The organism is Pseudomonas sp. SDO5522_S412 (genome assembly GCF_054071215.1).
The window spans coordinates 13,980-40,306 of sequence record NZ_JBSVWQ010000008.1 but is presented as its reverse complement, the minus strand read 5'-3'; the positions used below and the strand labels follow the sequence as shown (position 1 = coordinate 40,306).

Below are 26,327 nucleotides of genomic sequence, written 5' to 3'. Positions count from 1 at the left end.
ATTGATGAAACGACTGGAAGGTAAAAGTGCGCTGGTCACCGGCAGCGCGCGGGGCATTGGCCGGGCGTTTGCCCAGGCCTACATCAACGAAGGCGCGACCGTCGCCATCGCCGACATCAACCTGGAGCGGGCGCGGGCCACCGCCACGGAGCTGGGCCCGAAAGCCTACGCGGTGGCGATGGATGTCACCGACCAGGCGTCCATCGATGCCGCGATTGCCGCCGTGGTGGCGCAGGCCGGCAAGCTCGACATCCTGATCAACAACGCCGCCTTGTTCGACCTGGCGCCCATCACCGACATCACCCGCGAGAGCTTCGACCGGCTGTTCTCGATCAACGTCGCCGGTACGTTGTTCACCTTGCAGGCGGCGGCCCGGCAGATGATCAAGCAGGGGCATGGCGGCAAGATCATCAACATGGCCAGCCAGGCCGGGCGCCGGGGTGAGCCTCTGGTGGCGGTGTACTGCGCGACCAAGGCGGCGGTGATCAGCCTCACGCAATCGGCGGGGCTGAATCTGATCAAGCAGGGCATCAACGTGAACGCCATCGCGCCGGGAGTGGTGGACGGCGAGCATTGGGACGGGGTGGACGCGATGTTTGCCAAGCACGAAGGGCTGCCGCTGGGCGAGAAGAAAAAGCGCGTAGGAGCAGAGGTACCGTTTGGGCGGATGGGGACTGCCGAGGATTTGACCGGAATGGCGGTTTTCCTCGCGTCCAAAGAAGCCGACTACGTGGTTGCCCAGACCTACAACGTCGACGGCGGCAACTGGATGAATTGAGCGGGACGCAGCTCCTCGAACCATCGCAGATCAAAAAAGGTGGGAGCGGGCTTGCTCGCGAAAGCGGTGTATCAGTCAATCTATCCGGCGACTGACACTCCGCATTCGCGAGCAAGCCCGCTCCCACAGTTGATCTTCATTGTCCTGGGAAGGGGGCTTGGTCTTATTCGGCAAAGCTGCGATCAAAGAAGTACACTGCCCCAGGCTTCAGATTCTCCACTGTCGCCTGCGGCCGTCCGCCCTCGCCATGCTTCTTGCGCCCCGTCTCCCGCAAAAAACCGGCCTCGGTCAACTTCAGCAACCGCTGGCGGATACTGGTCTTCAGCACCGGCCGCGCCAATACCAGCGAAAAGATCGTAGTCGCCTCCGGCGCACTGAACTCATTGCCCAAAAACATCAATGGCAAGCTGCTGTACAGCGACTTGGAAAACAGCCTTTCCTGTACCGCTGCCACAATCGCGTTGTGATCGAAGGGCAGCTTGACCCCGCCAGTCGCCACGGCATCAACAGAGCACCACTTTTGATGCCCCCCCAGCTCCACCTCATCAGCCACGATCGCCAGGTAATAGGTCGACGACGACCAGCAGCGCGGATCGCGAAACGCATCGCCCACCGTGCCCACTTGCTCATACCAGGCCAGCGGCAACCCAACCTTGTCACTGGCCCGCAACCGCTCCACGGCATCCTGCAGGCTCAGATCTTGCACGCCGCCATTCACCACTACACCGGGCAAGGCCCAGTGCCCGGCGAATGGCTCGGCGTCGCGCTGGTTGAGCAATATCTTCAGTTCCCCGGATGCACGGCAATAGAACAGCACGCACAAGTCCACGGTGTGCAGGTAGGCGCTAAGGGTTGGGGCGTGGTCTGGCATGTCGGGTCCTGTGGGCAGCGGTGGGGCACAGTCTAACGGATCAAACGGGTGTGTCGTGTACTTGATCCAGCATAGATAACAAAATGTTTCTTGCTATGAAAGTACATGACGTGTACTTTTATATCCAGGCCACAGGAGAACACGACCATGACCGTCTCTAAGAACGCTATCGCCTCATTCGACGTTGACGCCCAGAAGAGCTTCACACCGCTGTGCCCCAACGAATTGCCGGTCGCTGGCGGTGACCAGATCGGCGCCGAGCTCAATTACATGGCCAGCCTCGCCGCGCGCCGTGTCGGCAGCAAGGACGCCCATACCCCGCACGCGCCCTGGGTGGTGCAACAGCACAGCGAGATGCTGCAACCCACCGGGCTGGTACATGCCGATGTCACCTGGGTCGCCCACTGTGTGCCCGGCACCGAAGGTTTCACCCTGTTGGACGAATTGCCCACGCCCTATGACTACGACTACTTCATCTGGAAGGGCGTCGAACCCGACCTGCATCCCTACGGCGCCTGCTACCACGACCTCCACGACAAACTCTCCACCGGCGTTATCGAATACCTCAATGCCCAAGGCATCCAGCGTGTGATTGTCGGCGGCCTGGCCCTGGACTACTGCGTCAAGACCACCGCCTTGCAACTGCTCAAGGCCGGTTTCGAGGTGATCCTGCACCTGCCGGCATGCCGTGGCATCAGCGAGGAGGGCGGTGTGCAGGCGGTCAGCCATCTGCAACAAGCAGGCGTTGTAATTACCCGCAATCGGGAAGAACTGGCCGCGATGGCCGCGCGTTAAGGAGTACCTCATGGAAAGTGCATACGACTACGAAAACGCTGTGATCCAGGGCCTGCTGGACACCGACTACTACACCTTCACCATGATGCAGGCCGTGTTGCACCAGCACCCGAATGTCGATGTGGAATACCAGTTCATCGTCCGCTCCAGAGAGAAACTGGGGCACCTGATTCCCGAGCTGCGGGTGGAGCTGGAAAAACTCGCCGGCCTCAGCATGCGCGAAGGCGAGCTGCGCTTTCTGTTCAACCAGCGCCGTGAGTACTTGACCCCGGATTTCGAGCGCTTCCTGGGGCTGTTCCGCTTCAACCTGCGCTATATCCACGTCAGTGAAATCGACGGCCAACTGAACGTCCGCGTGGTCGGCCCGATGCTGCACTGCATCATGTTCGAACAGCCGGTATTGGCCCTGGTCAGCGAGCTGCGCAACCGCGACAAATACCCCGACGTCAGCCTCGAAGACGTCACCCGCAAGCTCTACCAGAAATTCGACTGGCTGGAGAAAAACCTCACCCGCGACGAACTGGCCGACCTGCGTGTCTCGGACTTCTCCACCCGCCGGCGGTTGTCGTTCAAGGCCCAGCGTGAAGTGGTCGACATCATGCGCCGCGACTTTCCCGGCCAGTTCATCGGCACCAGCAATGCGCACCTGGCCTACGAATTCGACCTGCCGCTGATCGGCACCATGGCCCACCAGTGGCTGATGGTGCACCAGCAACTGGGGCGGCTGCGGGAAAGCCAGAATGCGGCGCTGGAAAACTGGGTGCGCGAATACCGTGGGCGCTTGGGTATCGCCCTGACCGACTGCATCAGCACCGACTTTTTCCTCAAGGATTTCGACCTGTACTTTGCCAAGCTGTACGACGGTTTGCGCCAGGACTCCGGTGACCCGATCGTCTGGGCCGACAAGGTGTTGGCCCGCTACAAGGAGCTGGGCATCGACCCGATGACCAAGGACCTGATGTTCTCCGATGGCCTGAATTTCGAGAAATGCCTGCCGATCCTGCGGCACGTGCGGGGCAAGGCCAGGTTCGGCTTTGGCATGGGCACCAGCCTGGCCTGTGATGTCGACGGAGTGGAGCCGCTGAGCATCGTGATGAAACTGGTGCGGGTGCACGGCGAGCCGGTGGTGAAATTCTCCGATGACCCGATCAAGAACGTCTGCGAAGACGCCTCGTTCCTGCAGTATGCAGCGCAGGTGTTCAACGTCGGCAACGTCAATCCGCAACTGGGGGTGTGACATGGACACTCAGGCACGTATCGCACAAGAACTGAAGATCAACCGGCTGCTCGGCAATGGGGGCGAGGACGCTGAACTGCAACGGCGCATCGACTTCATCAAGGGCACGTTGCGCCAGTCCGGCTGCCACGCGCTGGTGCTGGGCATCAGTGGCGGTGTCGACTCACTGACCGCCGGGCGCCTGTGCCAACTGGCAGTGGAACAACTGCGCAACGAAGACTACGAGGCGCGGTTTATTGCCATGCGCCTGCCCTATAAAACCCAGGCGGACGAGCGCGACGCCCAGGCTTCCCTGGACTTTATCGCACCGGACCGGATCGAGACGCTGAACATCGCCACCTGCGTCGACGGGCTGATGGGCAGCCTGTCTGCCGCGCAAGCCAGCGCCGAACGCATCGACTTTATCAAGGGCAACGTCAAGGCCCGGGCGCGGATGATGGCGCAGTACGCCGTGGCGAACCTGCACAACGGCCTGGTGGTGGGCACCGACCATGGCGCGGAGGCGCTGATGGGATTTTTTACCAAGTTCGGTGACGGCGCCTGCGACCTGGCGCCGCTCTCAGGGCTGACCAAGACCCAGGTGCGCCTGCTGGCCAGCGCCCTTGGCGGGCCACGGCAGTTGGTGGCCAAGGCACCGACCGCCGACCTGGAAGAACTGGCACCGGGCAAGCCGGATGAGTTGGCGTATGGCTGCAGCTATGACGAGATCGACCGCTACCTGATGGGCGAGGCAGTGAGTGAGCGGGTGAGGGCGATTGTCGAGAGCGCCTACCTCAAGACCGCCCACAAGCGTGCATTACCGGCTGTTCCCGACTAAGACTTCCTGCTCCTTCCCGGCACTGTTGACGTTGACCGTACGCGCCACACTCACGCGGTCACCGTCAAACCCGCACACCACCCGATCGCGAAACGCGGTTTGCGGGTAGATCCAGGTCATCTCCAGCGTCCTGGTATCCAGCCAGCGCGCGCCGGCAACGATCTGCGCATCCTTGAACTCATAACCGTGGTGCAACGCCCGGCCCGGCATGTTGGTGGTGCCGGCGATCCAGTGATCAATCCCCACCTCTAGGGCATGAGTCGCCTTGCTGTCGGTCAGTTGGAAGCGCAGTACATTGCCTTCGACGGCGAACGCCAATTGCTGCACATCCAGCCCGTTGGGCTCTACCTGATACACGCCCGTGAAATCTCTCGGCCCTGCACACGCTGAAAGCAACTCAGGCCGCTGTGCCATGCTCGCCAGACGTTGCTGCAACCGTGAATCCGCTTCGGCTTTGACCGTGCAATCATCGCCAAACGCCGCCGGAAAATGCCGCTCGACAAACGGAATCAGCTCCGCCGAATTCTTCATCCCGCCGATCACCACCAGCGTTGCACCGTACTCGCGGAACACCATCGCCATCTGCACAAACACCCCGACAGCGCTGAAGGCGTGTGCCGGTTTCATCATCCAGTGATAACCGTAGCGGCTGTCCGGCCCGCCTTGTGGTCGGGTGGCCGCTGCAACCCAAGCCGCCGGTAGAACCTGCTTGCCATGCCACACGCCGCCTTGTGCATGCAGCACACCCAGCTTGAGCATGGCCGAGGTCGGCGCCTTCAAGCCATTGCCGCCGGGATTCACGCCATCGGGGCCGATGTCCCAGCTTTCATTATGGATCTCCAGCGGTACAAACAGCCGGGGCTTTAGGTACGCGTGCAAGGTTTGCCCGGTGACCTTGTTGATCAGCGCCGAGAGCATGTAGCTGGCCGCACTCGTATAGACGTAGGTGGTGCCCGGTGCATAGGCCAGCGGAATCTTGAAGAACTCGGCAATCCAGCTGGTCTCGATCCCCCGCCACACTGACCCCGAGGTATTGGTGGCGTGGCCGGTGCGCATGGTCAGCAGGTGTTCTACGGTCATGTCCGCCAGGCGCGGGTCGGCATCCATCGGCACACACTCCGCAAAGAACGCCACCAGCCGGTCATCCAGTTTCAGCAAGCCTTCATCCACGGCCAGGCCAATGGCGCAGGCGGTGAAGCTCTTGGCCACCGAGTGCAATACCCGCGGCTCGTTGGGGTCCACCGGCCAGCTCCAGCCTTCGGCGACCACGTGGCCGTGGCGGTGCAGCATCAGGCCTTGCAGGTCGAGGCCGGCCGCTTTCACTTCATCGAGAAAGGCAATCAGGTGCTCGGGATCAACGCCGACGCTGCTGGCGCTGGCGCGGGACAAACCATCGTAGGACATGGGCATAAACAGGCTCGTAGGGGGAGGGAAATCAACGGCTGCGGTGCACCAGCCGCGAATAGGAAATCAGCATGCTGGTCAGTTCCTGGCTGACGCTGGTGAGCGGCGATGAACGGCGGCTGATCAGGCATACATCACGGGTCGCCAGCGGTTCTTCGATGGCGATGGTGGTCAGGGCGCTGGAAAACAGCTTCATCCCCGGCAGCATGCGCGGCTCGATGGTCAGGTAATCGGTTTCCGAAACGATGTGCAGGGTTTCCAGCAACGAATCAGTGGTGATCGCAATCTTTGGCGGCGCCAGGCCCTGGGTACGGAACAGCTCGATCAAGCGGTTCTCCGCGCCGCCCACTACGCCGGCCGGGCGTACGCTGATCCACTGGCAGTCGGTGAGGGCTTGCACGGATTTTGCGTGGGCCTGCGGGTGGCCCTTGCGCGCAATGATGCCGGCGTTTGAGCTGTAGAGGCGATCGATGGCCAGGTCGATATCGGCCACGTTGGGCGCCAGCGGGCACAAGACGAAATCCAGGCGGCCATCGCGGACTTTTTCCACCAGGCCCTTGGTGGTGCCGCTGGCCACGTGCACCTGCATGCGCGGGAAGCGCTGGGTGAAGTTGCTCAGTACCGGCAGCAGCAATTCGGCCAAGGGTTCGGAGGTGACGCCCAGGGCGATATGGCCTTCGGGCTCGCCTTTCCAGGGTTGCAGGTCGAGCAGGGCACGTTCGCAGTCGAGAGTGATGGAACGGGCACGGGCCAGGAACACCTCGCCGGCCGGGGTCAGGTTGATGCCTTGGTTGGAGCGTTGCAGCAGCACCACCCCGAGTTCCTTTTCGAGGGTCTGGATTGACTGGGTCAATGTGCTTTGGGCCACATCCAACTGGCGTGCGGCCGAGCGGAAGCTGCCTTTTTCAACCACGGAGCAGAACGCGCGAAGATGGGTGAGGGTCATGACGGTGGGCTCGCTCAGTGCTGCATTTAAACCATTGAATGCCAGCCAGCTTATCTGATGACTATAGGTGAGCACAGATCGGTCTGGATGATCGCGATCATTATTTCTGATCAGGAAAACCCCATCTTTTCCAGCTCAAGGCCCTGATTTCTCGGTACGGTAAGGCCAGGGCAACCCGCGGACGGTTGATGATCGGATAAACCGAGCCCGATCACTCGGAGCGTTCTTCTCAAGTTGATCGGGTGGCGAATAAGATCGTTCCAGGAACATTCGCAAACCGTAATCAGCGACTAAAACAACAACAACTATTCAGGTGTTCGGCCGTGCCTCTTTTTGGGTCCTGCCAGCGTCCGAACCCAAGCGTAAGGATCATTCAAGGTGCATTTATCATGAACAAGACTTTATTCCTGGCTGGCGCCTTGTCCGCCGCGCTGGTGGGCACTGCCCACGCCGAGAATCTATTGAAAGTCGCGTTGAACGCCGACATTCGCAGCACCGAGCCAGGCGTCAACCGTGACACCAATTCCGACGCCGTCATCTTGCACATTACCGAAGGACTGGTGGCCTTCCGTGAAGATGCCACCGTCGGCCCGCTGCTGGCCAAGGACGTGCAGGTGTCCGACGACGGCCTGCGCTACACCTTCCACCTGCGCAACGGGGTCAAGTTCCAGAACGGTGCGCCACTGACCTCCGCCGAAGTGCTGTGGACCTGGAAACACTACCTCGACCCGAAAACCCAATGGCGCTGCGCCCCTGAGTTCGACGGCCATGGCGGCGCGAAAATCGTCGACATGAGCGCCCCGGACCCACTCACCGTGGTGTTTACCCTGGACAAGCCCAACGGCCTGTTCCTCACCAGCACCGCGCTGCCGGAATGCGGTGGCAGCGGCATCCTGCACCCCGACTCGGTGGTCGACGGCCAGTGGAAAGCCCCCATCGGCACCGGCCCGTTCCGCCTGGGCGAGTGGAAGCCCGGCCAATACATCGACCTGCTGCGCAACGCCAACTACACCCCGCGGGACGAGAAAGAGCCGGATGGCTACACCGGCAATAAAAACACAACCCTCGACCGCGTGCGCCTGCTGGTGATCCCGGACCCGGCGGCGGCCAAGGCGGCCTTGCTGTCGAAGAACGTCGACCTGCTGATTGACGTCACGCCGCTGGACGCCACCGAACTGGCTGCCAACCCCGGCATCAAGGTCACCTCCAGCGGCACCATGTCAGTCAACGCGTTGCTGTTCCAGACCCGCGACCCCTTGCTCAAAGATGTGCGCCTGCGCCAGGCCATCGCCCATTCGCTGGACTCCGCACAAATCGTCGCCGCCCTGACCGGTGGCCGTTCCCAGGCCAACAATTCGATGGTCGCCAGTGGCAGCCACTACCACCAGGCAATCGAGAACCAGGGCTTCGATTTCGACCCGGCCAAGACCGCCCAACTGCTGCGGGAAGCTGGCTATAAAGGCCAGCCAATCAAACTGATCGTCAACAAGCGCTACGCCGCGATCTTCGACATGGGCGTGTTCGTGCAAGCCATGGCCAAGGCCAGCGGCATCAACCTGGAACTGGAAACCCTGGAGTGGGGCACCCAGCTGGAGCGCTACCAGACCGGCAACTACCAGATGATGGCGTTCCCGTATTCCGAACGCCTTGACCCGGCCCTGAGTTTCGACTCGATGACCGGCGACAAGGACAAGGAAGCGCGCAAGGTCTGGGACAACCCCCAGGCCCAGGAATGGCTGCGTGAAGCCCAGCGCGAAGGCGATATCAGCAAGCGCCAGGCGCTGTTCGACCAACTGCATCAGCAGATGCTCAAGGACGTGCCGATGATCCCGATGTACAACGGCAATGCCATCGCCGCCAGCCGTGATTACGTCAAAGGCCTGCGCACCTGGCCGGTGTCCAAGCCGCGCCTGTGGACCGTCAGCGTGCCTGCGACCGGGAGTAACTGAGGATGTTGCGTTTCATCTTTCAACGGCTGGCGATGTCGATCCCGACCTTGCTGCTGATCTCGCTGATGGTGTTCGCGATCATCCGCCTGGTGCCCGGTGATCCGGCGCTGCTGATGCTCGGCGACATGGCCGATGCCCACAGCCTGGAGGTCGCCCGTGCGTCCCTGGGCCTGGACCAGCCGCTGCCGCTGCAGTTTGTGATCTGGCTCAAGGCGGTGCTCAGCGGCGACCTCGGGCATTCCATCACCACCAATGAAGCGGTGTTGCCGCTGATCCTTGACCGCTTCCAGGTGAGTGCCGGGATCGTGCTGGTCTCGGTGTTGCTCGCGGCGTTGATTGCGGTACCGGCAGGCTTGCTCTCGGCGTGGAAACAGAACAGTTCCCTGGACTTTGGCGTGGTCTCCACCGCGACCCTGTTGCTGTCGATCCCGAGTTTCTGGCTGGGCCTGCTGTTGCTCTACGCGTTCGGCATCAAGCTCGGCTGGCTGCCGGTGGTGGGTTACGTGTCATTCGGCCAATCGCCGTGGCAGGCCTTGAGTTTTATCGTGCTGCCGATTGTCACGCTGACGTTGGTGGAACTCGGCGCGATCACCCGCATGGCCCGGGCCAGTGCAATTGAAGTGCTGCGCCTGGAATACATCACCCATGCCCGCGCCAAGGGTTTGTCGGAGCGGGCGGTGTTGTGGCGCCATGCGCTGCGCAACTCGTTTGCACCGACCCTGACCCTGATCGGCCTGATCCTCGGCAACCTGCTCAGCGGCATCGCGGTGCTCGAAACCGTGTTCACCCTGCCAGGTATCGGCCGGCTGATGGTCGACGCCATCTACGCCCGGGACTACCCCGTGCTGCAAGGCTGCCTGCTGCTGGTGACCTTTGTTTATGTGCTGGTCAACCTGTTGGTGGACCTGCTGTACCCGCTCTTCGACCCCAGGGTTAAGTTATGAATAAGCCTCTACCTGTCGCACCCGAGGTGCTGTTGCCGGCACCGGCGCGTGCCCCCAGGGCCTGGCGTGTGCCGCCGCTGAACGCGCTGATCGGTGCGCTGCTGCTGGCCTTGTTGTTGATCATGGCCTTGCTGGGCCTGGTCTGGACGCCCCATGACCCGTTGGCCTTGAACCTGCTGGCGCGCTTGCAGGCGCCCACCGCCGCGCACTGGCTGGGCACTGACGAGTACGGTCGCGACGTGCTGAGCCGCCTGATGATCGGCGCGCACACCAGCCTGTGGGTGAGTGTGTTGACGGTGACGCTGGCGATCACCGCCGGCACGGTACTGGGCCTGCTGGCCGGGTTCCTGCGGGGCTGGGTCGACCGGGGCTTGATGATGGTCAACGATGCGTTGCTGGCGTTTCCCGGGATCCTGCTGGCCCTGGGCTTGATGGCGATCATCGGCCCGAGCCTGTACGGCATCGTGTTTGCCTTGAGCCTGGCCTACACACCGTCGGTGGTGCGGGTGGTGCGCGGCACGGTGTTGTCGTTGCGCGAGAAAGAGTTTGTCGAAGCCTCGCGGGTTATCGGTAACTCCGAGCTGTACACCATGCTGCGGCACATCGCGCCGAACTGCGTGGCGCCGGTGTGCGTGCTGGCCACCAGTATGTTCGGCTGGGCGATTCTGGCGGAAAGCTCCCTGAGTTTCCTCGGCCTGGGCGTCCCGCCGCCGGCCGCCACCTGGGGCAACATGCTCGCCGCCAGCCGGCCGTATATCGCCACGGCCAGCTGGCTGGGGCTGTTTCCCGGTGTCTGCATCGCCATGGCGTTGCTGGCGTTCAACCTGTGTGGCGATGCCTTGCGCGATCGTCTCGACCCGCGGATGAGTAAATGACCATGACTGACATCCTTCTGGCAGTCGACAAGCTGAAAATCCGCGTGGGGGCCAACGGCCCGCTGGCGGTCAATGACCTGAGCTTCACCATCGCCCCCGGCGAAATCGTGGCGCTGGTGGGCGAGTCCGGCAGCGGCAAGACCATGGCCGCCCGCGCCGCCATCGGCCTGCTGCCACCGCCGCTTGAGCAATGCAGCGGCCAGGTGCGTTTCCAGGGCCATGACCTGGGCAGCCTTGCGCCGGAGCAATTGCGCCAGTTGCGCGGGGCGAAGATCGGCATGGTGTTCCAGGAACCCATGGTGTCCCTCAACCCGTCCATGAGCATCGGCGAGCAAATGGCCGAGGGCCTGCGCCTGCACACCAGGCTGAGCGATGCGCAGATCCGCGAGCGCAGCCTGGAGATGCTCGGGCATATCGGCATCAAGGACGCCGAGCGTTGCCTGGCGGCGTTTCCCCACGAGTTCTCCGGCGGCATGCGCCAGCGCATCATGCTCGCCTCGGTGATGCTGCTGCGCCCGGCCTTGCTGATTGCCGACGAGCCCACCACGGCCCTGGATTGCCTGGCGCAACTGGACGTGTTGAAACTGATGCTCGACCTTACGCGCGAGCAGGGCACGGCGATCCTGTTTATCAGCCACGACCTGTCGCTGGTGGCGCGCTACGCCGACAAAGTGGTGGTGATGCGCGAAGGCCGCGCGGTGGAGCAGGGCACCATCGAGCAGATCCTGCTGGCGCCCAAGGCCGAGTACACCCGGCAACTGCTCGAGGCCCTGCCGCGGCGCGGCACCCTGGCAGCCCTGCCCAAGGCGGACCGGCCGTTGCTGACGGTCAAGGACGTGTGCATCGAGCACCCGGGGCCGCGCAGCCTGTGGGGCCGCAGTCAGTTCAAGCGGGTGGTGCATGCGGCCAACCTGTCCATCGCCCCGGGGGAAACCCTGGCGCTGGTGGGCGGCAGCGGCTCGGGCAAGACCACCCTCGGCCGGGCGATTGTCGGCCTGAACAGCCCGTGTTCCGGTGCCATCGAGTTTGAGGGCGTGGACATTCTCAAGGCTGGCAACCGTGACCATCGCCTGCAATGCCAGATGATTTTCCAGGACCCGTATTCGTCCCTCGACCCGCGCATGAAGATTGGCGACATCCTCGCCGAACCCCTGCGCCATGTGCCCGGCATGACGCCCGCGCAGCGTCGTGAGCGGGTGGCGAAAACCCTGGTGGACATCGGCCTGGCGGAACAGTTTGTCGACCGCTTCCCGCACCAGTTGTCCGGTGGCCAGCGTCAACGGGTGGCCATTGGCCGGGCGCTGGTGCGGCACCCGCGACTGGTGATTGCCGATGAGCCGATCTCGGCGTTGGACATGACCATCCAGAAGCAGATCCTCGAGCTGTTCGAACGCCTGCAGGCGCAGTATGGCTTTGCCTGCCTGTTCATCTCCCACGACCTGGCGGCGGTGGAACGCATCGCCCACCGGGTGGCGGTGATGAGCGAGGGCAGGGTGGTGGAAATGGGTGCCCGCGACGAGATCTTCGACCGCCCGCAGCACCCCTACACCCGCAAGCTGCTGGCCGCCGCCAGCCCCTTGGAGAAACTTGAAAACGGTGGCTACCGCATCCGCCAGGGCCCCGTACCGCTAGCGCTGTAACCCAGGACTGACGTCACCCGCCGCGCAAATCGCCGATTTGCGCGAACGGCGAAGCCATGCCCGAAGAACAATAAAAACACCAACCCCCACCCCACTGCCAGGAGCTAAAAAAATGAAAAAATCCCTGACTCAACTCATCACCGGCGTCGGCGTTGTCAGCAGCGGGCTGGTCCCGTCACTGGCCCATGCAGACTTCATCAAGGACAGCAGCGGTACGCTGGACTTGAAGAACTACTACTTCAACCGTGACTACCGCGAGGCCGCTTCCCAGTCGATGCGCGCCGAGTGGGCCCAAGGTTTTATCCTCGGTATCAAGTCCGGTTTCACCGAAGGCACCGTGGGCTTCGGCCTGGATCTGACCGGCATGCTGGGGGTGAAACTCGACTCCAGCCCGGGGCTGTCCGGTACCGGTTTGCTGCAGCGTGACAGCGACAAGAATGTCTCCGACGAGTACTCCAAGCTTGGGGTGACCGCCAAGGCCCGCTTCGCCAAAAGCGAGCTGCGTGTGGGCTACCTGGTGCCGGACCTTCCGATCCTGCAACCCAACACCAGTCGTCTGTTTCCGCAGTCCTTCAGCGGCACCCAGCTGGTGTCCAACGACATCAGCAACCTGAAAATCACCCTCGGGCAGATCGACCAGGCCAAGGACCGTGACTCCACCAACTACGAAGACATGAAGCTGACCACGGTGAGCAAGGTCTACAAGAGCACCGCCCTGAGCGACCAGTTCCGCTTTGCCGGTGGCGACTACTCGCTGACCCCAAACACCTTGCTCAGCTACCACTTCGCGGCGCTGGACAGCATCTACCAGCAGCAATACGTGGGCTTCAAGAACAACTTCGGCCTGGGGCCGGGCACGCTGAAAACCGACGTGCGCTACTTCAAGTCGGACAAGGACGGCGCGGGCCTGGCGGGCAAGGTCGACAACAGCGCCTTGAGCAGCCGCCTGACCTACCAGTACGGCGGCCACAGCATCGGCGGCGGCTTCCAGCAGCAATACGGCACCACGCCGTTTACCTACCTGGACGGCTCCATCACCTACCTGTTCACCGAGTACCAGTTCAGCAACTTCACCCAAACCAGGGAGCGAGCCTGGCACGCCCGCTACGACTACAACTTCGCCGATCTCGGCTTGCCCGGCCTGTTGTTTGGGATCAAGTACGCCAAGGGTGATTCGGCTGAAGTGCTCGGCTTCAACCGCGAAGGCCGCGAGTGGGAGCGCGACCTGGACCTGGGCTACGTGGTGCAGAACGGGCCCTTCAAGGGCGTGTCGATGCGCTGGCGCAACGCGCTGAGCAAAGGCAACTACTTCAACGACGTTAACGAGAACCGCGTGATGCTGGGTTACACCCTGGCGCTCTGGTAACCACCCACTGTGGGAGCGGGGTTGCCCGCTCCCACACTGATCGGATTACCAGATCAAGATAGTGTGGGCCGCCCTTACAGACGATCACGCCGGCTCGTTAATATTTCTTCAGCGTTCATCACTCGAATATCGAGATTTCCGGTTTATGAAACTTAAATCACACCCCTTGCTGCAAGCGACACAAGGCACCCACAGGCACGTGGACAGTGAGCATTACGGTGCAATGGGTGCAAGTCGAAAAATCTATATCCAGGCGGCGCTGCATGCCGACGAAACCCCGGCGCTGCTGGTGGCCGCGCACCTGCGCCGGCAATTGGTAGAACTGGAAAATGCCAACCGGCTGAATGCGCAAATCGTGCTGGTGGCCGTGGCCAACCCCACCGGGCTGAGCCAATACATCATGGGCGCGCCCAGCGGGCGTTTCGAACTGGGCAGCGGGCGTAATTACAACCGGGGCTTTCCGGTGCCGTACCAGGCAATCGCCGACAAGATCGAGCACCTGCTGGGCCAGGACATCGACGCCAACCGCCAACTGATCCGCCAGGCCTGGGGCGAATGTCTGCTGGACGCGGCGCCGCTGGACGAATTCCAGTCGCTGCAACGCACCCTGATGCTGCTGGCCCACGATGCCGACATCGTGCTGGACCTGCACTGCTCCCGCGAAGCGGCGATGCATGTGTACACCGGCGAGGCAGTGTGGGCGACCGTGGAGCCGCTGGCGCGCTACATCGGCTCTGAAGCCTCGTTGCTGGCCACCGATTCCCAGGCCAACTCGTTCGATGAGGCGCTGTACCTGCTGTGGGTCAACCTGCGTGAGCGGTTTGGCGATCGGTTTCCGATTCCGGACAGCAGCGTGGCGGTGACCGTCGAGCATCGTGGCCAGCGGGATGTGTCCTATGAACTGGCAGAACATGACGCCACGGCGATCATTGATTACCTGACCCACCTGGGCGCGGTTGAAGGCGCGCCACGGCCATTGCCGGCCCTGCGTAACCCGGCGACGCCGTTGGCCGGCAGCGAACAGTTTTATGCGCCGTGCGCCGGGGTGCTGGTACACCGGGCGGCGGTGGGCAGTCGCATCGAGGCGGGGCAGGCGTTGTTCGATATCGTTGATCCCCACAGTGGGCAGGCCACCACGGTTTGCAGCCACAACACCGGCGTGTTGTACATGCGCCGTGACGTGCGCTTTGTGAAGCCGGGGGATCCGCTGGGCCGGGTGTCCGGTGCCACGCCGATTCGCAGCGGCAAGCTACTCAGCGCCTGATTTGCCAGCTATGGAATACGGTCAAAATGTGGGAGCGAGCAAGCCCGCTCCCACATTGGGTCTTTGTTGTTCATTCATTATTTATTCGGCAGGACATCCCCACCATGCACCCCAACCCGGCAATCACCCTCGAAAACCAATTCTGCGCCCACAACTATTCCCCCTTGCCGGTGGTGATCGTCAAGGGCGAGGGCGTCTGGGCCATTGGCGATGATGACAAGCGCTACCTGGACATGATGTCGGCCTATTCCGCCGTCAGCCACGGCCATGTCCACCCGCGCATCCGCGCCGCCGCCGTGGCGCAGATCGACAAGATCAGCGTGGTGTCCCGGGCGTTCTACAGCGAACCCTTGGGCAACTTCCTCAAGACCTTGTGCCGCATCACGGGCTTCGACTCGGCCCTGCCGATGAACAGTGGCGCCGAAGCTGTGGAAACCGCGATCAAGGCGGCGCGACGCTGGGGCTACCGGATCAAGGGCATCCCGGCCAATCAGGCCAACATCGTGGTGGCCGACAACAATTTCCACGGCCGCACCTCGACCATCGTCGGCTTCTCGTCGGAGGCGGACTACAAGGCCGACTTCGGCCCATTCTGCAACGGTTTCACCGAGGCGCGCTTCGGTGACATCGAGAGTTTCCGCCAGGCCATTACCGCCGACACCTGCGCGGTGCTGATCGAGCCGATCCAGGGCGAGGCCGGCATTCGCGTGCCGGCCGCAGGTTTCCTGCGGGAACTGCGCCAGCTGTGCGACCAGACCAACACCTTGCTGATCCTCGATGAGATCCAGTCCGGCCTGGGCCGTACCGGCAAGTGGTTTGCCTTCCAGCACGAAGGCATTCGCCCCGATGCATTGATCCTCGGCAAAGCCCTGGGCGGCGGGATCATGCCGGTGTCGGCGTTCGTCGCTGATCATTCGATCATGGACCTGTTCGACGCCGGCAGCCACGGCTCGACCTTCGGCGGCAACCCGTTGGCGGCGGCCATTGGCCTGGAAGCGTTGAAGGTGCTGGAAGAGGAGGGCTTGATCGATAACAGCGCGCAACTGGGCCACTACCTGGTGGAGCGCCTGAAGGCCATGCACTCGCCGGCCATCCGCGAGATTCGCGGGCGTGGCTTGTGGGTCGGCGTGGAACTGGACCGCGATGCGCGGCCCATCTGCGAAGCGCTGCTGGCCGAAGGGCTGCTGACCAAGGAAACCCACGAAAACGTACTGCGCATCGCACCGCCGTTGTCCATTACCCGCGAAGAACTGGACTGGGGCCTTGAGCGTATCGAACGGGTATTCAAACAGCTATGAGTGAGTATCTCAGTCACCTCGACATCGACGGCCAGCGCTTTGCCTGGATCGACCTGCGCCAGTTGCTGACCCCGGCGCAACTGCAGCGCCTGCCGTATTCCGTGCGCATTCTCCTGGAAAACATTGCCCGCTGTGCCCCGGCTTCATTGCCACAGGTAGCGGCGCGGGCCATCGGCGAAGGGCCGGATTGCGAGGTGCCGTTCCAGCCCAACCGGCTGATGTTCCACGACACCACGTGCCTGCCGGCCCTGGCGGATTTCGCCGGCATGCGCGATGTGGTGGCCGAGCTGGGCGGTGATCCACGGGCGGTGAACCCTTCGATCCCGGCGGTGCTGACCATCGACCATTCGGTGATCGTCGAGCACTACGCCGAGGCGGGCGCGGTGGATGCCAACCTGGACATCGATTTTCGCCGCAACAGCGAGCGCTACCGTTTTATCAAGTGGGCCCAGGCCAGCCTGGATAACTTCAAGGTGATCCCGCCGGGCACCGGGATCATCCACCAGATGAACATGGAGTCCATCGCCCAGGTGGTGTGGGAAAGCGCGCCGCGCAACGGCCACGTGCTGTTGCACCCCGACTGCATGGTCGCCACCGACAGCCACACGCCGATGATCAATGCCATCGGCGTGCTGGGCTGGGGCGTTGGCGGGCTGGAAGGGCAGGCGGCGATGCTCGGCGAACCGGTGCCGATTCCTTATCCGCAGGTGGTGGGCATTCGCGTCACCAATGCGTTGCGCGACGGCGTGACGGCCACTGACCTGGCACTGACGGTGACTGAACTGCTGCGCCGGCGCAGCATGGTCGGCAAGTTTGTCGAGTTCACCGGGCCGGGCCTGGCGTCCCTGAGTTGGGCGGCGCGGGGCACCGTGGCGAACATGGCGCCGGAATACGGTGCCACCGTGGTGTTTTTCCCGTTTGATGACGAGACGCTGGCGTACCTGACCCTGAGTGCGCGCCCGCAGGCCTTGATCCACAAGGTCTCGGCCTACATGTCGGCGCAATCTCTGTGGCGCCGGGACGACGATCCCGAGCCGGTGTTCGATGAGTTGATCGAGCTGGATCTGGCGCAGGTTGAACCGAGTGTCGCCGGCCCGCATCAGCCCCATCAGCGCCAGTCCCTGGCCCACGCCGGGGCGTCGTTTCATCAGCATGTAAGCGCGCAAAAGCAGGATTTCTTCGAGCCGTCATTCCAGGTGCCGATCACCCATGGCGCGGTGGTGATGTCGGCCATCACCAGTTGCACCAACACCGCCAACCCGGCGCAGATGATCCAGGCCGGGCTCTTCGCCCGCAACGCCCGCGCCCGTGGGCTGACGCGCAAACCGTGGGTCAAGACGTCGCTGTCGCCAGGCTCACGGGTGGTGGCCGATTACCTGGAAGCCGCCGGCTTGCTGGAGGATTTCGCCGCGCTGGGTTTCGACCTGGCGGGCTTTGGCTGCATGACCTGCATCGGTAATTCCGGCAGCCTCGAACGCCATGTCGAGACCTTCGCCGAGCAGGGCTTGAAAGGCGTGGTGGTGCTCTCGGGCAACCGCAATTTCGAAGGCCGGGTCAACCCGAAAGTCCCTGCCGGCTACCTTGCCTCGCCCGCGTTGTGCGTGGCCTATGCGATTGCCGGCAGCATCGACACCGACCTGTCGGCCCAACCGCTGGCGATGGATGCCCACGGCCAGCCGGTGTTCCTGCATGAGTTAATGCCCAGCGAAGCCGAGGTGGCCGCGCAAGTGGCGGCGGTGGTGCGCCCGGCGCTGTTTCACCAGCGCCAGGCACTGCTGTGGCAAGGCACTCACCATTGGCAGGCGCTGGAAGCCGACGCCAGCGTGCAGTTTGCCTGGCACCCGGCCTCCACTTACCTGCGCCGCCCGCAGTACCTTGCCGGGGTAACGCCGGTGCCGGCCGCGTCCTTGGCCATCAGCAACGCCCGAGCTTTGGTGGTGCTGGGGGATAACGTCACCACCGACCATATCTCCCCGGCGGGCACGATTCCGGCCGACAGCCTGGCCGGGCATTGGCTGCGGGAGCGCGGTGAAGCGCTGGCGGACCTCAACCAGTATTCGACCCGGCGCAGCAACCACGAAGTGATGGTGCGCGGCGCGTTTACCAACCCGCGCCTGAACAATCTGCTGTCCTGCGACCAGCCCCCGCGCCAGGGCGTCTGGGCCTGGAATGCCGACCGCAGCGACTACCTGCCGCTGTACCTCGCCGCCCAAAGCTACGCCGGTACACCCACCGTGTTGTTCGCCGGGATCAACTACGGTGCCGGCTCCAGCCGCGACTGGGCAGCGAAGGTCCTGACCCTGCTGGGGATCAAGGTGGTGGTGGCCCGCAGCATCGAGCGAATCCATCGCAGTAACCTGATCGGCATGGGCGTGTTGCCGCTGGTGTTCGATGAGGGCGCATCGGTGCAGGACTTGAACCTCGACGGCAGTGAGTCCCTGAGTTTCCTCGGCCTGGACGCGTTGCAGGTCGGCGACAACCCGATCACCTTGCAGATTGACCGCGCCACCGGTGAGACCACGCGTACCCCCCTGACCTTGCGCCTCGACTCGTTGCAGGAGGTTGGTTACCTTGAACACGGCGGCGTCTTGCCCTTCGTCATTCGCAAGACCGTGCAAAGAACCGTTCAAGGAGCGCGTAATGATTGACCCGCAGGTACTGCAACAACTGGCCCCCGAGGGTGTGCTCAGGGCTGCCATCAACTTTGGCAACCCGGTGCTGGCCCAGCGCGGCGAGGACGGCCAGCCCCAGGGCGTGTCGGTGGCGCTGGCCAGGGCCCTGGCCGATGAGTTGGCGGTCGACCTTGAGTTGATCACTTTTGATGCGGCGGGCAAGGTCTTCGCCGCGCTGGGCGATGACCGCTGGCGCGTGGCATTCCTGGCCATCGAACCGGTGCGCGAGCAGGAAATCGCCTTCAGCGCGCCCTACGTGATCATCAAGGGTACGTACCTGGTGGCGGTGGATTCACCCCTGGGCAGCGTGTCCCAACTCGATGCTCCGGGCCAACGCATCGCTGTCGGCCAGGGTGCCGCGTATGACCTGTACCTGAGCCGCACAGTGCAGCATGCCGAACTGGTACGCGCGCCGACCTCGGCGGCTGCCGTGGACCTGTTTATCGAGCAAGGCCTGAACGCCGCGGCCGGGGTTCGGGATTACTTGCAAAACCGGCTGGATGAGCGCTGGTGCCTGCTGGAGGATGACTTCATGAGCATCAGCCAGGCGGTCGCGGTACCGGTAGCGCACGCAGCCGCTGCCGCGTTCGTCAAATCCTTTGTCGAACGGCAGAAAGCCAATGGTCTGGTAAGACAGGCGTTGTTGCGCAGTGGGCAAAGCCCGGAACTGGCGGCGCCTTAGAGACGGCGCAGGAAGGATTTGACGATTTTCTGGGTGGCCTGGGTGGTGTCCAGGTCATCCAGGCGACTGTAGGGATGCCACTGGCATTCCTTGATTTCGCTCAGTGGCCGGGCATCGTCGATATTCACCACCGACGCCTCGAACACATGGTGCAGGGTGTCGCTGGCCTTCAGCTCCTGCAATAACAGCAAACCGTCCACGTTCAGCCCGGTTTCCTCTTCCAGCTCCCGCGCGGCCGCGCCCACTGGCCGCTCATCGCGCTCGACCTTGCCGCCGGGCAATGCCCATTTCGATCGGGCTTTACGCACGAACAGGATGTGCCCGTCGTGCTCGCAAATCACCGTGGCCCTTATTTTCATCGTCTGTGCCCCCGCAGCTGGATGATTGTCATAAAAGTGTAATGCAATTGTCATGCTCAGTCTTTATCCGGCAGGGTGGAGAGGGGGCCGGAAAACACCGATACTGCCCCATCGAAAAAAACTCACCTGAAGGAGATGCAGATGAACACCGTACGCTGGGGCATGATCGGCTGTGGCGATGTCACTGAACTCAAGAGTGGACCCGCCTTCTACAAAGCGCCAGGTTCTGCGCTGGTGGCCGTGATGGGGCGGCGCGAGGAGGCCGTGCGCGATTATGCGGCACGCCACGGCATTGCCCGTTTCTACACTGACGCCCAGGCGCTGATCGACGACCCGGAAGTGGAGGCGGTCTACATCGCCACACCGCCCGACAGCCACCTCGAATACAGCCTGATGGTGGCCGCTGCCGGCAAGCATTGCTGCGTCGAGAAGCCCATGTCCCTGAATGCCGAGCAAAGCGCGCTGATGCAACGCACCTTCGAACAGGCCGGGCTGCACCTGTTTGTCTCCTATTACCGGCGTTCCCTGCCACGCTTCCAGCAGGTGCGGGACTGGCTGCAGGACGGGCGCATCGGCGAATTGCGTCATCTGACCTGGACCCTGTGCAAGCCGCCTTCGGAAGACGATGCCAGCAGTGCCAACTGGCGCACCGACCCGGCGATTGCCGGCGGCGGGTATTTTGCCGACCTGGCCAGCCACGGTTTTGACCTGTTCCAGTACCTGGTCGGGGATATCGTCGAGGTGGCCGGGTTTACCGCGCGCCAGGCGGGGCGCTATGCCGCCGAAGATGCCGTCACCGCCTGCTGGACGTTCGCCTCGGGCGCGCTGGGCATGGGCTGCTGGAACTTTGTCGCCGACCGGCGCGAAGACCGGGTAGAGATGATCGGCAGCAAGGGCCGCATCACGTTTTCGGTGTTCGATGAGGCGCCGTTGCGGCTTGAGGGCGAGACCAGTGAGGTGCTGGATGTGCCCAACCATGCACATATCCAGTGGCATCACGTGCTGGGGATGAATGCGCATATTCGCGGCGAGAGCAAACACCCGGCACTGGCGATCGAGGCGTTGAAGACCGACCGGGTCATGGACCGGGTGCTACAACGTAACCCCAACCTGGCGGTCTAGCGGTGCTTTAATTTTGTCTTTTTAAGGAATGAACGGATGAAAATGAAAGCAGCCTGGATTGTGCTTTGCCTGGCGTTGGCCGGGGCCGCGACGGCAGCGCCGCGGGCCCAGGGGCAGGCCGGGGAGTTTGATTTCTATGTGTTGTCGCTGTCCTGGTCGCCGACCTTCTGCCTGACGCACCCGGACGACCAGCAGTGTTCGGGCAAGGGCTACGGGTTTGTCCTGCATGGGCTGTGGCCGCAGTACGCGAAGGGCGGCTGGCCGGCTTCGTGTGAGCCGCAGTCGCGCTTGTCGGATGCAGACTTCGCCCGGGGCAGGACGCTGTTCCCGTCGCCCAAACTGCTCAGGCATGAATGGGCCAAGCACGGCACCTGCAGCGGCCTTGAGGCGTCGGCTTACCTGGACAAGACCGATGCAGCGCTCAGCGTGGTCAAGATTCCGCAGCCGCTTGAGCCCTTCAATGTCCGAAGCGGCCTGGGCGCGCGGGACATCGAAGCGCTGTTTCGCGAGAGCAACCCGGCCATGGGCAACCATAGCCTTGCGGTGATCTGCAAGGGTGCCGTGCTGACCGAGGTGCGGGTGTGCCTGACCAAGGACCTGGCGTTTGCCGGCTGCCCGCGCAGCGTCAAGAGCCAGTGCCGGGATGGTGATATTCGGATCCCGACCCAGCGCTAAGCGGACTCAGGCGGGCCCATAACCTTTATGGGCCTGCTCGATCTCCTCCACCAGGCGGTCAATACCCGCCAGGCGTGCCCGGTTGTCGTGGTCCCAGGGATGGAACCCGGGCTTGAAGTAATGCAACCAGGGCAGCGCCATGCGCGGGAACACGCCCTTGGGCCCGTACAGAAACTTGAGCATCCGCCAGAAGCCCTTCAAATGCCCGCCCGAACGCCGGTCGGCAAACAACAGGCGCAGGTGAAAGTCCAGGATCGTCAGCCAGAACAGCCCCGTGGTGATGAGCATGGTGGAAGTGCGCAGCAGATAACGCTTGGGCCCGGGCTTGATCACGCTGTTCCACACATCAAACGCCACCGCCTTGTGCTCGGTTTCTTCCAGGGCATGCCAGTACCACATCTGCTGGTAACCCTTGACCGAATCCCCGAACCGCGACGGGTCGCTGAGGAGGATTTCCGCGAGCATCGCGGTGTAGTGCTCCAGGGCAATGGTCACCGCCAGGTTGAAGGAGGCGGGCAGGTATTTCTTTTGCGCGTCGAGGATCATCTTCAGCCGACGGTCGAGGGTATTCGCCGGCAGCCCTGCGGCTTGCAGCAGATCGTTGTAGGCCACGTGCTCGCGGCTGTGCATGGCTTCCTGGCCGATGAAGCCCTGGATTTCTTTCTTCAGCTCCGGGTCTTCGATGCGCTGGCGGTAGTGACGCACGCTGTCCATGAAGAACAGTTCGCCCTGGGGAAATAGCAACGACAGTGCGTTGAAAAAGTGGGTAATGAACGGGCCTTGTTCATGCCAGTCCTTGATGCGTTCGGCCGGCAGGGCAAAACGGAGGTCGCGGCGAATCGGCAGCATGGTCGGTACTCCAGTTCAGAGACGGTGCTCTTCGTTGGTTTCAAGGACGGGCGAGGGCGCATTGCGTTGCTTGGGCGCCATGCGTTTGCTGGCCAACACCACCAGCGCTTGATAGGCGGCAGGCAGGCAGCGGGCGAGCAGGTCCAGAAAATAGGCGTCGCGGCCAATCAGCACGCGGCGTTTGTTTTTGCGTACGCCTTGCAGGATCACTTTGGCGGCCTGGTCGGCGTCGGTGATGAACAGCTTTTCGAAGTCGGCCCGGGCCTGCTGTTCGCTGTGAATCAGGAAGCCGGTCATGTTGGCGTCGATCCGGCTGCTGCGGCAGATGTCGGTGCGGATCCCGCCAGGGTGCACGCAGGTGGCCGAGACCCCGCTTTTCTGCAGGTCGAGTTCCTGGCGCAAGGACTCGGTAAAACCACGCACGGCGAACTTGGTGGCGTTGTAGCCGCTCATGCCCGGCTGGGCGAACAGGCCGAACACGCTGGAAGTGTTGACCACATGCCCATCGCCGCTGGCCTTGAGGTACGGCAAAAAGGCCTTGGTGCCGTACACTACGCCCCAGAAGTTGATCCCGACGATCCATTCCAGGTCGGTGTAGTCCACGCCTTCGACGGTGCTCGACAGCGCGACGCCGGCGTTGTTGAAGATCAGGTTGATCTGGCCATGTTCGGCGGCGCATCGGGCGGCCCAGTCTTCCACGGCCTGGCGCTCGGAAACGTCCAGCACCTGCGAGGTGACCAGCACCGGTGCAAGCACCTGGGCCTTGATCAGTGCGACGGTCTGCTCCAGGCCCTGGCTGTTTTTATCCGCCAGCGCCAGGTGGCAGCCTTCACGCGCCAACGCCAGGGCCAAGGCGCGGCCCATGCCGGAAGCGGCGCCGGTAATGGCCGCCACGCGGCCGTTGAATGACTTCATGACAGGCTCCCTTCTGCGGTGGTGTGGGGCGTTGCGGCCGGGCGCGCGGTGGACGGTATCGGCACCAGGCTGGCGACGTAGTCCTTGAGGGCGAAATGCCGGGTGACCTGCTTGAAACGCCAGGTGGAGCCGGGCCACAGCGTGGTGTTCTTGCCGGTGCGTGGGTCCAGGTACCAGCTCTTGCAGCCGCCGGTGGACCAGATGGTGCTGTTGAGTTTTTCCTGCAGCCTGGCGTTGTAGGCCAGTTCCACCGCCGGCTTGACGTCCACCGTGGCGATGCGATGACGCTGCATTTGCTGCAGGGCATCGAGGATGTAGGTGACCTGGGCCTCGATCATCAGAATCATCGAGTTATGCCCCAGCCCGGTGTTGGGGCCGACGATCAGGAACAGGTTCGGATAACCCGGCACCGTGGTGCCCAGGTAGGCGTGGGCGCCGTCTTGCCAGGTGTCCATCAGGTCGATGCCGTGGCGCCCGATGATGCAGTTGCGGGGCAGCGGATCGGTGGCCTGGAAGCCGGTGCCGAAGATGAGGCAGTCGGCCGGGTGCTTGATGCCGTCGGCGGTGATCACCCCGTCCGCCTCGATGCGCAGCACGTTGTCGGTTACCACCTGCACATTGCTGCGGGACAGGGCCGGGTAGTAGTCGTTGGAGATCAGCACGCGCTTGCAGCCGATGGTGTAGTCCGGCGTCAGGGTCTTGCGCAGGGAAGGGCGGGCCACTTGTTTGTGCAGGTGGCGCACGGCGATTTTCTGCACCATTTTCATCAGGCGCGGGTGCAGGGCAAAGCCCACCACGCGACCTTCCAGTGCCCAATAGAACGCGCCGCGTACCAGGCGCTGGGTGAACGGCAGGTGCTTGAATGCCCAGCGCTCGAAGCGTGAAATCGGCCGGTCGGGCTTGGGCATGATCCACGGCGGGGTGCGCTGGAACAGGTCCAGGTGGGCCACCTGCGGCGCAATCTGCGGCACGAACTGAATGGCACTGGCGCCGGTGCCGATCACCGCCACGCGCTTGCCCTTCAATGAATACTCGTGGTCCCACTGCTGGGAGTGGAAGCGCTTGCCCTTGAAGCTGTCCAGGCCCGGAATATCCGGCAGTGCCGGGCGCGACAGGCCGCCCATTCCCGACACCAGCACCCGCGCACTCACCTGGCGGCCATTGCTGAAGCTCAGGCTCCAGCGCTGTTGCGCCTCATCAAATACCGCCTTCTCCAGGCCCATGCCAAAGCGCAGGAACGGCGCCAGTTCGAAGCGCCGGGCGCACTGCTCCAGGTAGGCGCGAATCTCCGCCTGTGGCGCAAATTGCCGGGTCCAGTCCGGGTTGGGCGCAAAGGAAAACGAATAGACATGGGATTGCACGTCGCAGGCGCAACCGGGGTAGTGGTTGTCCCGCCAGGTGCCGCCGAGAGCATCGGCCTGTTCGGCAATAAAGAAGTCGTGGAACCCGGCTTCCTTGAGTTTGATCGCCATGCACAGCCCGGCAAATCCGGAACCGATGATGGCGATGTCGATGGTGTCATGGGCATTCATAGGCTGTCCCTCGTGGGCCGGTGGCGCCTTACGGGTGTCGACATCGGATGTGCTCCTTGTTTTTGTTTTGGCTTTTTAGATAGAACACCATTGCAAAGGAAAATTGAATTATTTATTTTAAAAAAGATTTCAAATAATCTACCTGAAAATATCGTCTAGGCTACGACCCAGTTCCTCATGTGCGACTTATCCGACGGACGAGAGCTTGTACGCACACAGTTAAGGTCCAGGGTGGACGATGGCTGAGGCCTTGACCAATACCGGTCGGGCCGCCAGCAACGCAGGGATGCAGAGGACCGAGCTATGGCTGTCGAGTGGGTTGTCGCTGCGGGTGTGTGTGTAGGGTTAAGCGTAGTGTTGTGGGCCTTCAGTGCCCGGATGACACGGCGAATAGAAGCTGCTGTTCCGATCAACGGGCGCTTTCTGGAGATCAACGGCGAGCGCTTTCATTATGTAGACGAGGGCAAGGGCCCACCGCTGGTGATGATCCACGGGCTGATGGGCAGCAGTCGCAACTTGACGTACGCCTTGTCTGCCCAATTGCGTGAGCACTTTCGAGTGATCACCGTGGATCGTCCGGGGTCGGGTTATTCCACCCGGCATGCCGGCACGGCCGCGGACCTGCCTGGCCAGGCCCGGCAAGTCGCCAGCTTTATCCAGACGCTTGACCTGGATAAGCCGCTGGTGCTGGGGCATTCCCTCGGCGGGGCGATTTCCCTGGCCCTGGCCCTGGACCATCCCCACGCGGTGTCCGGATTGATCCTGGTGGCGCCCCTGACCCATCCCCAGCGCCTGCTGCCGCTGGTGTTTATGTCGTTGGCGATACGCCCGGGATGGCTGCGACGCTTTATGTCGCACACCCTGACCATGCCGATCGGATTGCTGACCAAAGGCTCGGTGGTCAAGGGCGTGTTTGCCCCCGACCCGGCCCCGGAAGACTTCGCCACCCGTGGCGGCGGCTTGTTGGGCATGCGGCCCGAGAACTTCTATGCCGCCTCCACCGAGATCAACCTGGTCAACGATTTCCTGCCGGACATGGTCAAGCGCTACCCGCAGCTGACGTTGCCGATCGGGCTGATTTATGGCGCGCAGGACAAGGTGCTGGATTTCCGCAAACACGGGCAGGCCCTGGCCAGCCTGGTGCCGGGCCTGAAGCTGCAGCTGGTGGAAGGGCGCGGGCATATGTTGCCGATCACGGCCACCGAGCGTGTCGCGGCGGTGGTCGAGCAGATAGCCAAGCGCGTCCGGCCGCCGGAAAGCGCCACGGTGTTGCACCCGCCGTTTGCGTTGGCGAGTAAATAATTGTGCGACTGAACTCGCGGTTCGAACTCGTCAAT

23 protein-coding genes are annotated in these 26,327 nt (G+C 62.9%); 16 read left to right on the top strand and 7 right to left on the bottom strand.

The window, feature by feature from the left end:
* The first annotated feature begins 4 nt into the window (after positions 1–4).
* Positions 5–778, top strand: a complete 774-nt coding sequence (locus ACW9I6_RS03730; RefSeq protein ID WP_003208119.1) for an L-iditol 2-dehydrogenase — start codon at positions 5–7, stop codon at positions 776–778.
* A 163-nt stretch (positions 779–941) separates the two neighbouring features.
* Here ACW9I6_RS03730 and ACW9I6_RS03725 read toward each other — a convergent pair whose 3' ends face one another.
* Positions 942–1,649: an NUDIX hydrolase gene (locus tag ACW9I6_RS03725; protein WP_008437074.1), complete on the bottom strand. Its 708-nt coding sequence runs from the start codon at positions 1,647–1,649 to the stop codon at positions 942–944.
* A 147-nt stretch (positions 1,650–1,796) separates the two neighbouring features.
* Between ACW9I6_RS03725 and ACW9I6_RS03720 the strand changes: the two genes are divergently transcribed.
* Genes ACW9I6_RS03720 through nadE form a run of 3 tightly spaced genes read left to right on the top strand, consistent with a single transcriptional unit; the run spans position 1,797 to position 4,498 of the window.
* Positions 1,797–2,444 (top strand): nicotinamidase, encoded by a 648-nt coding sequence (locus tag ACW9I6_RS03720; RefSeq protein WP_003208124.1) that lies wholly within the window; start codon positions 1,797–1,799, stop codon positions 2,442–2,444.
* Positions 2,445–2,454: 10 nt separating this feature from the next.
* The gene (pncB, locus tag ACW9I6_RS03715) at positions 2,455–3,681 is read left to right on the top strand and encodes a nicotinate phosphoribosyltransferase (protein WP_457338912.1); all 1,227 of its coding nucleotides are present in this window, start codon (positions 2,455–2,457) and stop codon (positions 3,679–3,681) included.
* A gap of 1 nt (position 3,682) precedes the next feature.
* Complete coding sequence (gene nadE / locus ACW9I6_RS03710) at positions 3,683–4,498, top strand: ammonia-dependent NAD(+) synthetase (RefSeq protein ID WP_457338911.1); 816 nt, start codon at positions 3,683–3,685, stop codon at positions 4,496–4,498.
* Here nadE and ACW9I6_RS03705 read toward each other — a convergent pair.
* Entirely contained in the window at positions 4,478–5,908 is a 1,431-nt protein-coding gene (locus tag ACW9I6_RS03705; protein ID WP_457338910.1) for a serine hydrolase domain-containing protein, read from the bottom strand. The two genes, nadE and ACW9I6_RS03705, sit on opposite strands and share 21 nt — an antisense overlap.
* A 25-nt stretch (positions 5,909–5,933) precedes the next feature.
* Positions 5,934–6,848, bottom strand: coding sequence for a LysR substrate-binding domain-containing protein (locus ACW9I6_RS03700; RefSeq protein ID WP_003208132.1), 915 nt, complete (start codon positions 6,846–6,848; stop codon positions 5,934–5,936).
* Positions 6,849–7,237: 389 nt separating this feature from the next.
* Between ACW9I6_RS03700 and ACW9I6_RS03695 the strand changes: the two genes are divergently transcribed.
* The 9 genes from ACW9I6_RS03695 (at position 7,238) to ACW9I6_RS03655 (ending at position 19,538) form a co-directional block, all read left to right on the top strand.
* Positions 7,238–8,797, top strand: coding sequence for an ABC transporter substrate-binding protein (locus tag ACW9I6_RS03695; RefSeq protein WP_008437103.1), 1,560 nt, complete (start codon positions 7,238–7,240; stop codon positions 8,795–8,797).
* Positions 8,798–8,799: 2 nt separating this feature from the next.
* Entirely contained in the window at positions 8,800–9,741 is a 942-nt protein-coding gene (locus ACW9I6_RS03690) for an ABC transporter permease (protein WP_003208135.1), read from the top strand.
* On the top strand, positions 9,738–10,616 hold the full coding sequence (locus ACW9I6_RS03685) for an ABC transporter permease (RefSeq protein WP_168197512.1): 879 nt from the start codon (positions 9,738–9,740) through the stop codon (positions 10,614–10,616). The genes ACW9I6_RS03690 and ACW9I6_RS03685 overlap by 4 nt, the downstream gene beginning before the upstream one ends.
* A complete protein-coding gene (locus ACW9I6_RS03680; RefSeq protein ID WP_177066591.1) occupies positions 10,613–12,256 on the top strand; it encodes an ABC transporter ATP-binding protein in 1,644 nt (547 codons plus the stop codon). Before ACW9I6_RS03685 ends, ACW9I6_RS03680 begins: the two co-directional genes overlap by 4 nt.
* 112 nt (positions 12,257–12,368) lie before the next feature.
* The gene (locus tag ACW9I6_RS03675) at positions 12,369–13,622 is read left to right on the top strand and encodes an OprD family porin (RefSeq protein WP_008437109.1); all 1,254 of its coding nucleotides are present in this window, start codon (positions 12,369–12,371) and stop codon (positions 13,620–13,622) included.
* 145 nt (positions 13,623–13,767) lie between these two features.
* Positions 13,768–14,886: a succinylglutamate desuccinylase/aspartoacylase family protein gene (locus ACW9I6_RS03670; RefSeq protein ID WP_177117202.1), complete on the top strand. Its 1,119-nt coding sequence runs from the start codon at positions 13,768–13,770 to the stop codon at positions 14,884–14,886.
* A 104-nt stretch (positions 14,887–14,990) separates the two neighbouring features.
* Complete coding sequence (rocD, locus tag ACW9I6_RS03665) at positions 14,991–16,184, top strand: ornithine--oxo-acid transaminase (RefSeq protein ID WP_177080209.1); 1,194 nt, start codon at positions 14,991–14,993, stop codon at positions 16,182–16,184.
* Positions 16,181–18,832 carry an aconitate hydratase AcnA gene (gene acnA, locus ACW9I6_RS03660; protein WP_457338909.1) on the top strand — a complete coding sequence of 884 codons (2,652 nt, stop codon included), beginning with the start codon at positions 16,181–16,183 and terminating at the stop codon, positions 18,830–18,832. The genes rocD and acnA overlap by 4 nt, the downstream gene beginning before the upstream one ends.
* Entirely contained in the window at positions 18,825–19,538 is a 714-nt protein-coding gene (locus ACW9I6_RS03655) for a transporter substrate-binding domain-containing protein (protein WP_457338908.1), read from the top strand. Before acnA ends, ACW9I6_RS03655 begins: the two co-directional genes overlap by 8 nt.
* On the opposite strand, the gene ACW9I6_RS03650 is transcribed toward ACW9I6_RS03655, so the two are convergent.
* A complete protein-coding gene (locus ACW9I6_RS03650; RefSeq protein ID WP_023658918.1) occupies positions 19,535–19,897 on the bottom strand; it encodes an NUDIX hydrolase in 363 nt (120 codons plus the stop codon). The genes ACW9I6_RS03655 and ACW9I6_RS03650 overlap by 4 nt on opposite strands.
* 141 nt (positions 19,898–20,038) lie before the next feature.
* On the opposite strand from ACW9I6_RS03650, the gene ACW9I6_RS03645 reads away from it, so the two are divergent.
* Entirely contained in the window at positions 20,039–21,019 is a 981-nt protein-coding gene (locus tag ACW9I6_RS03645) for a Gfo/Idh/MocA family protein (RefSeq protein WP_457338907.1), read from the top strand.
* A 36-nt stretch (positions 21,020–21,055) separates the two neighbouring features.
* Positions 21,056–21,694 carry a ribonuclease T2 gene (locus tag ACW9I6_RS03640; protein WP_371916592.1) on the top strand — a complete coding sequence of 213 codons (639 nt, stop codon included), beginning with the start codon at positions 21,056–21,058 and terminating at the stop codon, positions 21,692–21,694.
* 6 nt (positions 21,695–21,700) lie between these two features.
* Here the strand turns inward: ACW9I6_RS03640 and ACW9I6_RS03635 are convergent, their stop codons facing one another.
* Genes ACW9I6_RS03635 through ACW9I6_RS03625 form a run of 3 tightly spaced genes read right to left on the bottom strand, consistent with a single transcriptional unit; the run spans position 21,701 to position 24,990 of the window.
* On the bottom strand, positions 21,701–22,543 hold the full coding sequence (locus tag ACW9I6_RS03635) for a metal-dependent hydrolase (protein ID WP_003214649.1): 843 nt from the start codon (positions 22,541–22,543) through the stop codon (positions 21,701–21,703).
* A 15-nt stretch (positions 22,544–22,558) separates the two neighbouring features.
* Positions 22,559–23,458 (bottom strand): SDR family NAD(P)-dependent oxidoreductase, encoded by a 900-nt coding sequence (locus tag ACW9I6_RS03630; protein ID WP_003214652.1) that lies wholly within the window; start codon positions 23,456–23,458, stop codon positions 22,559–22,561.
* Entirely contained in the window at positions 23,455–24,990 is a 1,536-nt protein-coding gene (locus ACW9I6_RS03625) for a flavin-containing monooxygenase (RefSeq protein ID WP_457338906.1), read from the bottom strand. Before ACW9I6_RS03625 ends, ACW9I6_RS03630 begins: the two co-directional genes overlap by 4 nt.
* 303 nt (positions 24,991–25,293) lie before the next feature.
* Between ACW9I6_RS03625 and ACW9I6_RS03620 the strand changes: the two genes are divergently transcribed.
* Complete coding sequence (locus tag ACW9I6_RS03620; RefSeq protein WP_023658917.1) at positions 25,294–26,292, top strand: alpha/beta fold hydrolase; 999 nt, start codon at positions 25,294–25,296, stop codon at positions 26,290–26,292.
* Positions 26,293–26,327 lie beyond the last annotated feature (35 nt).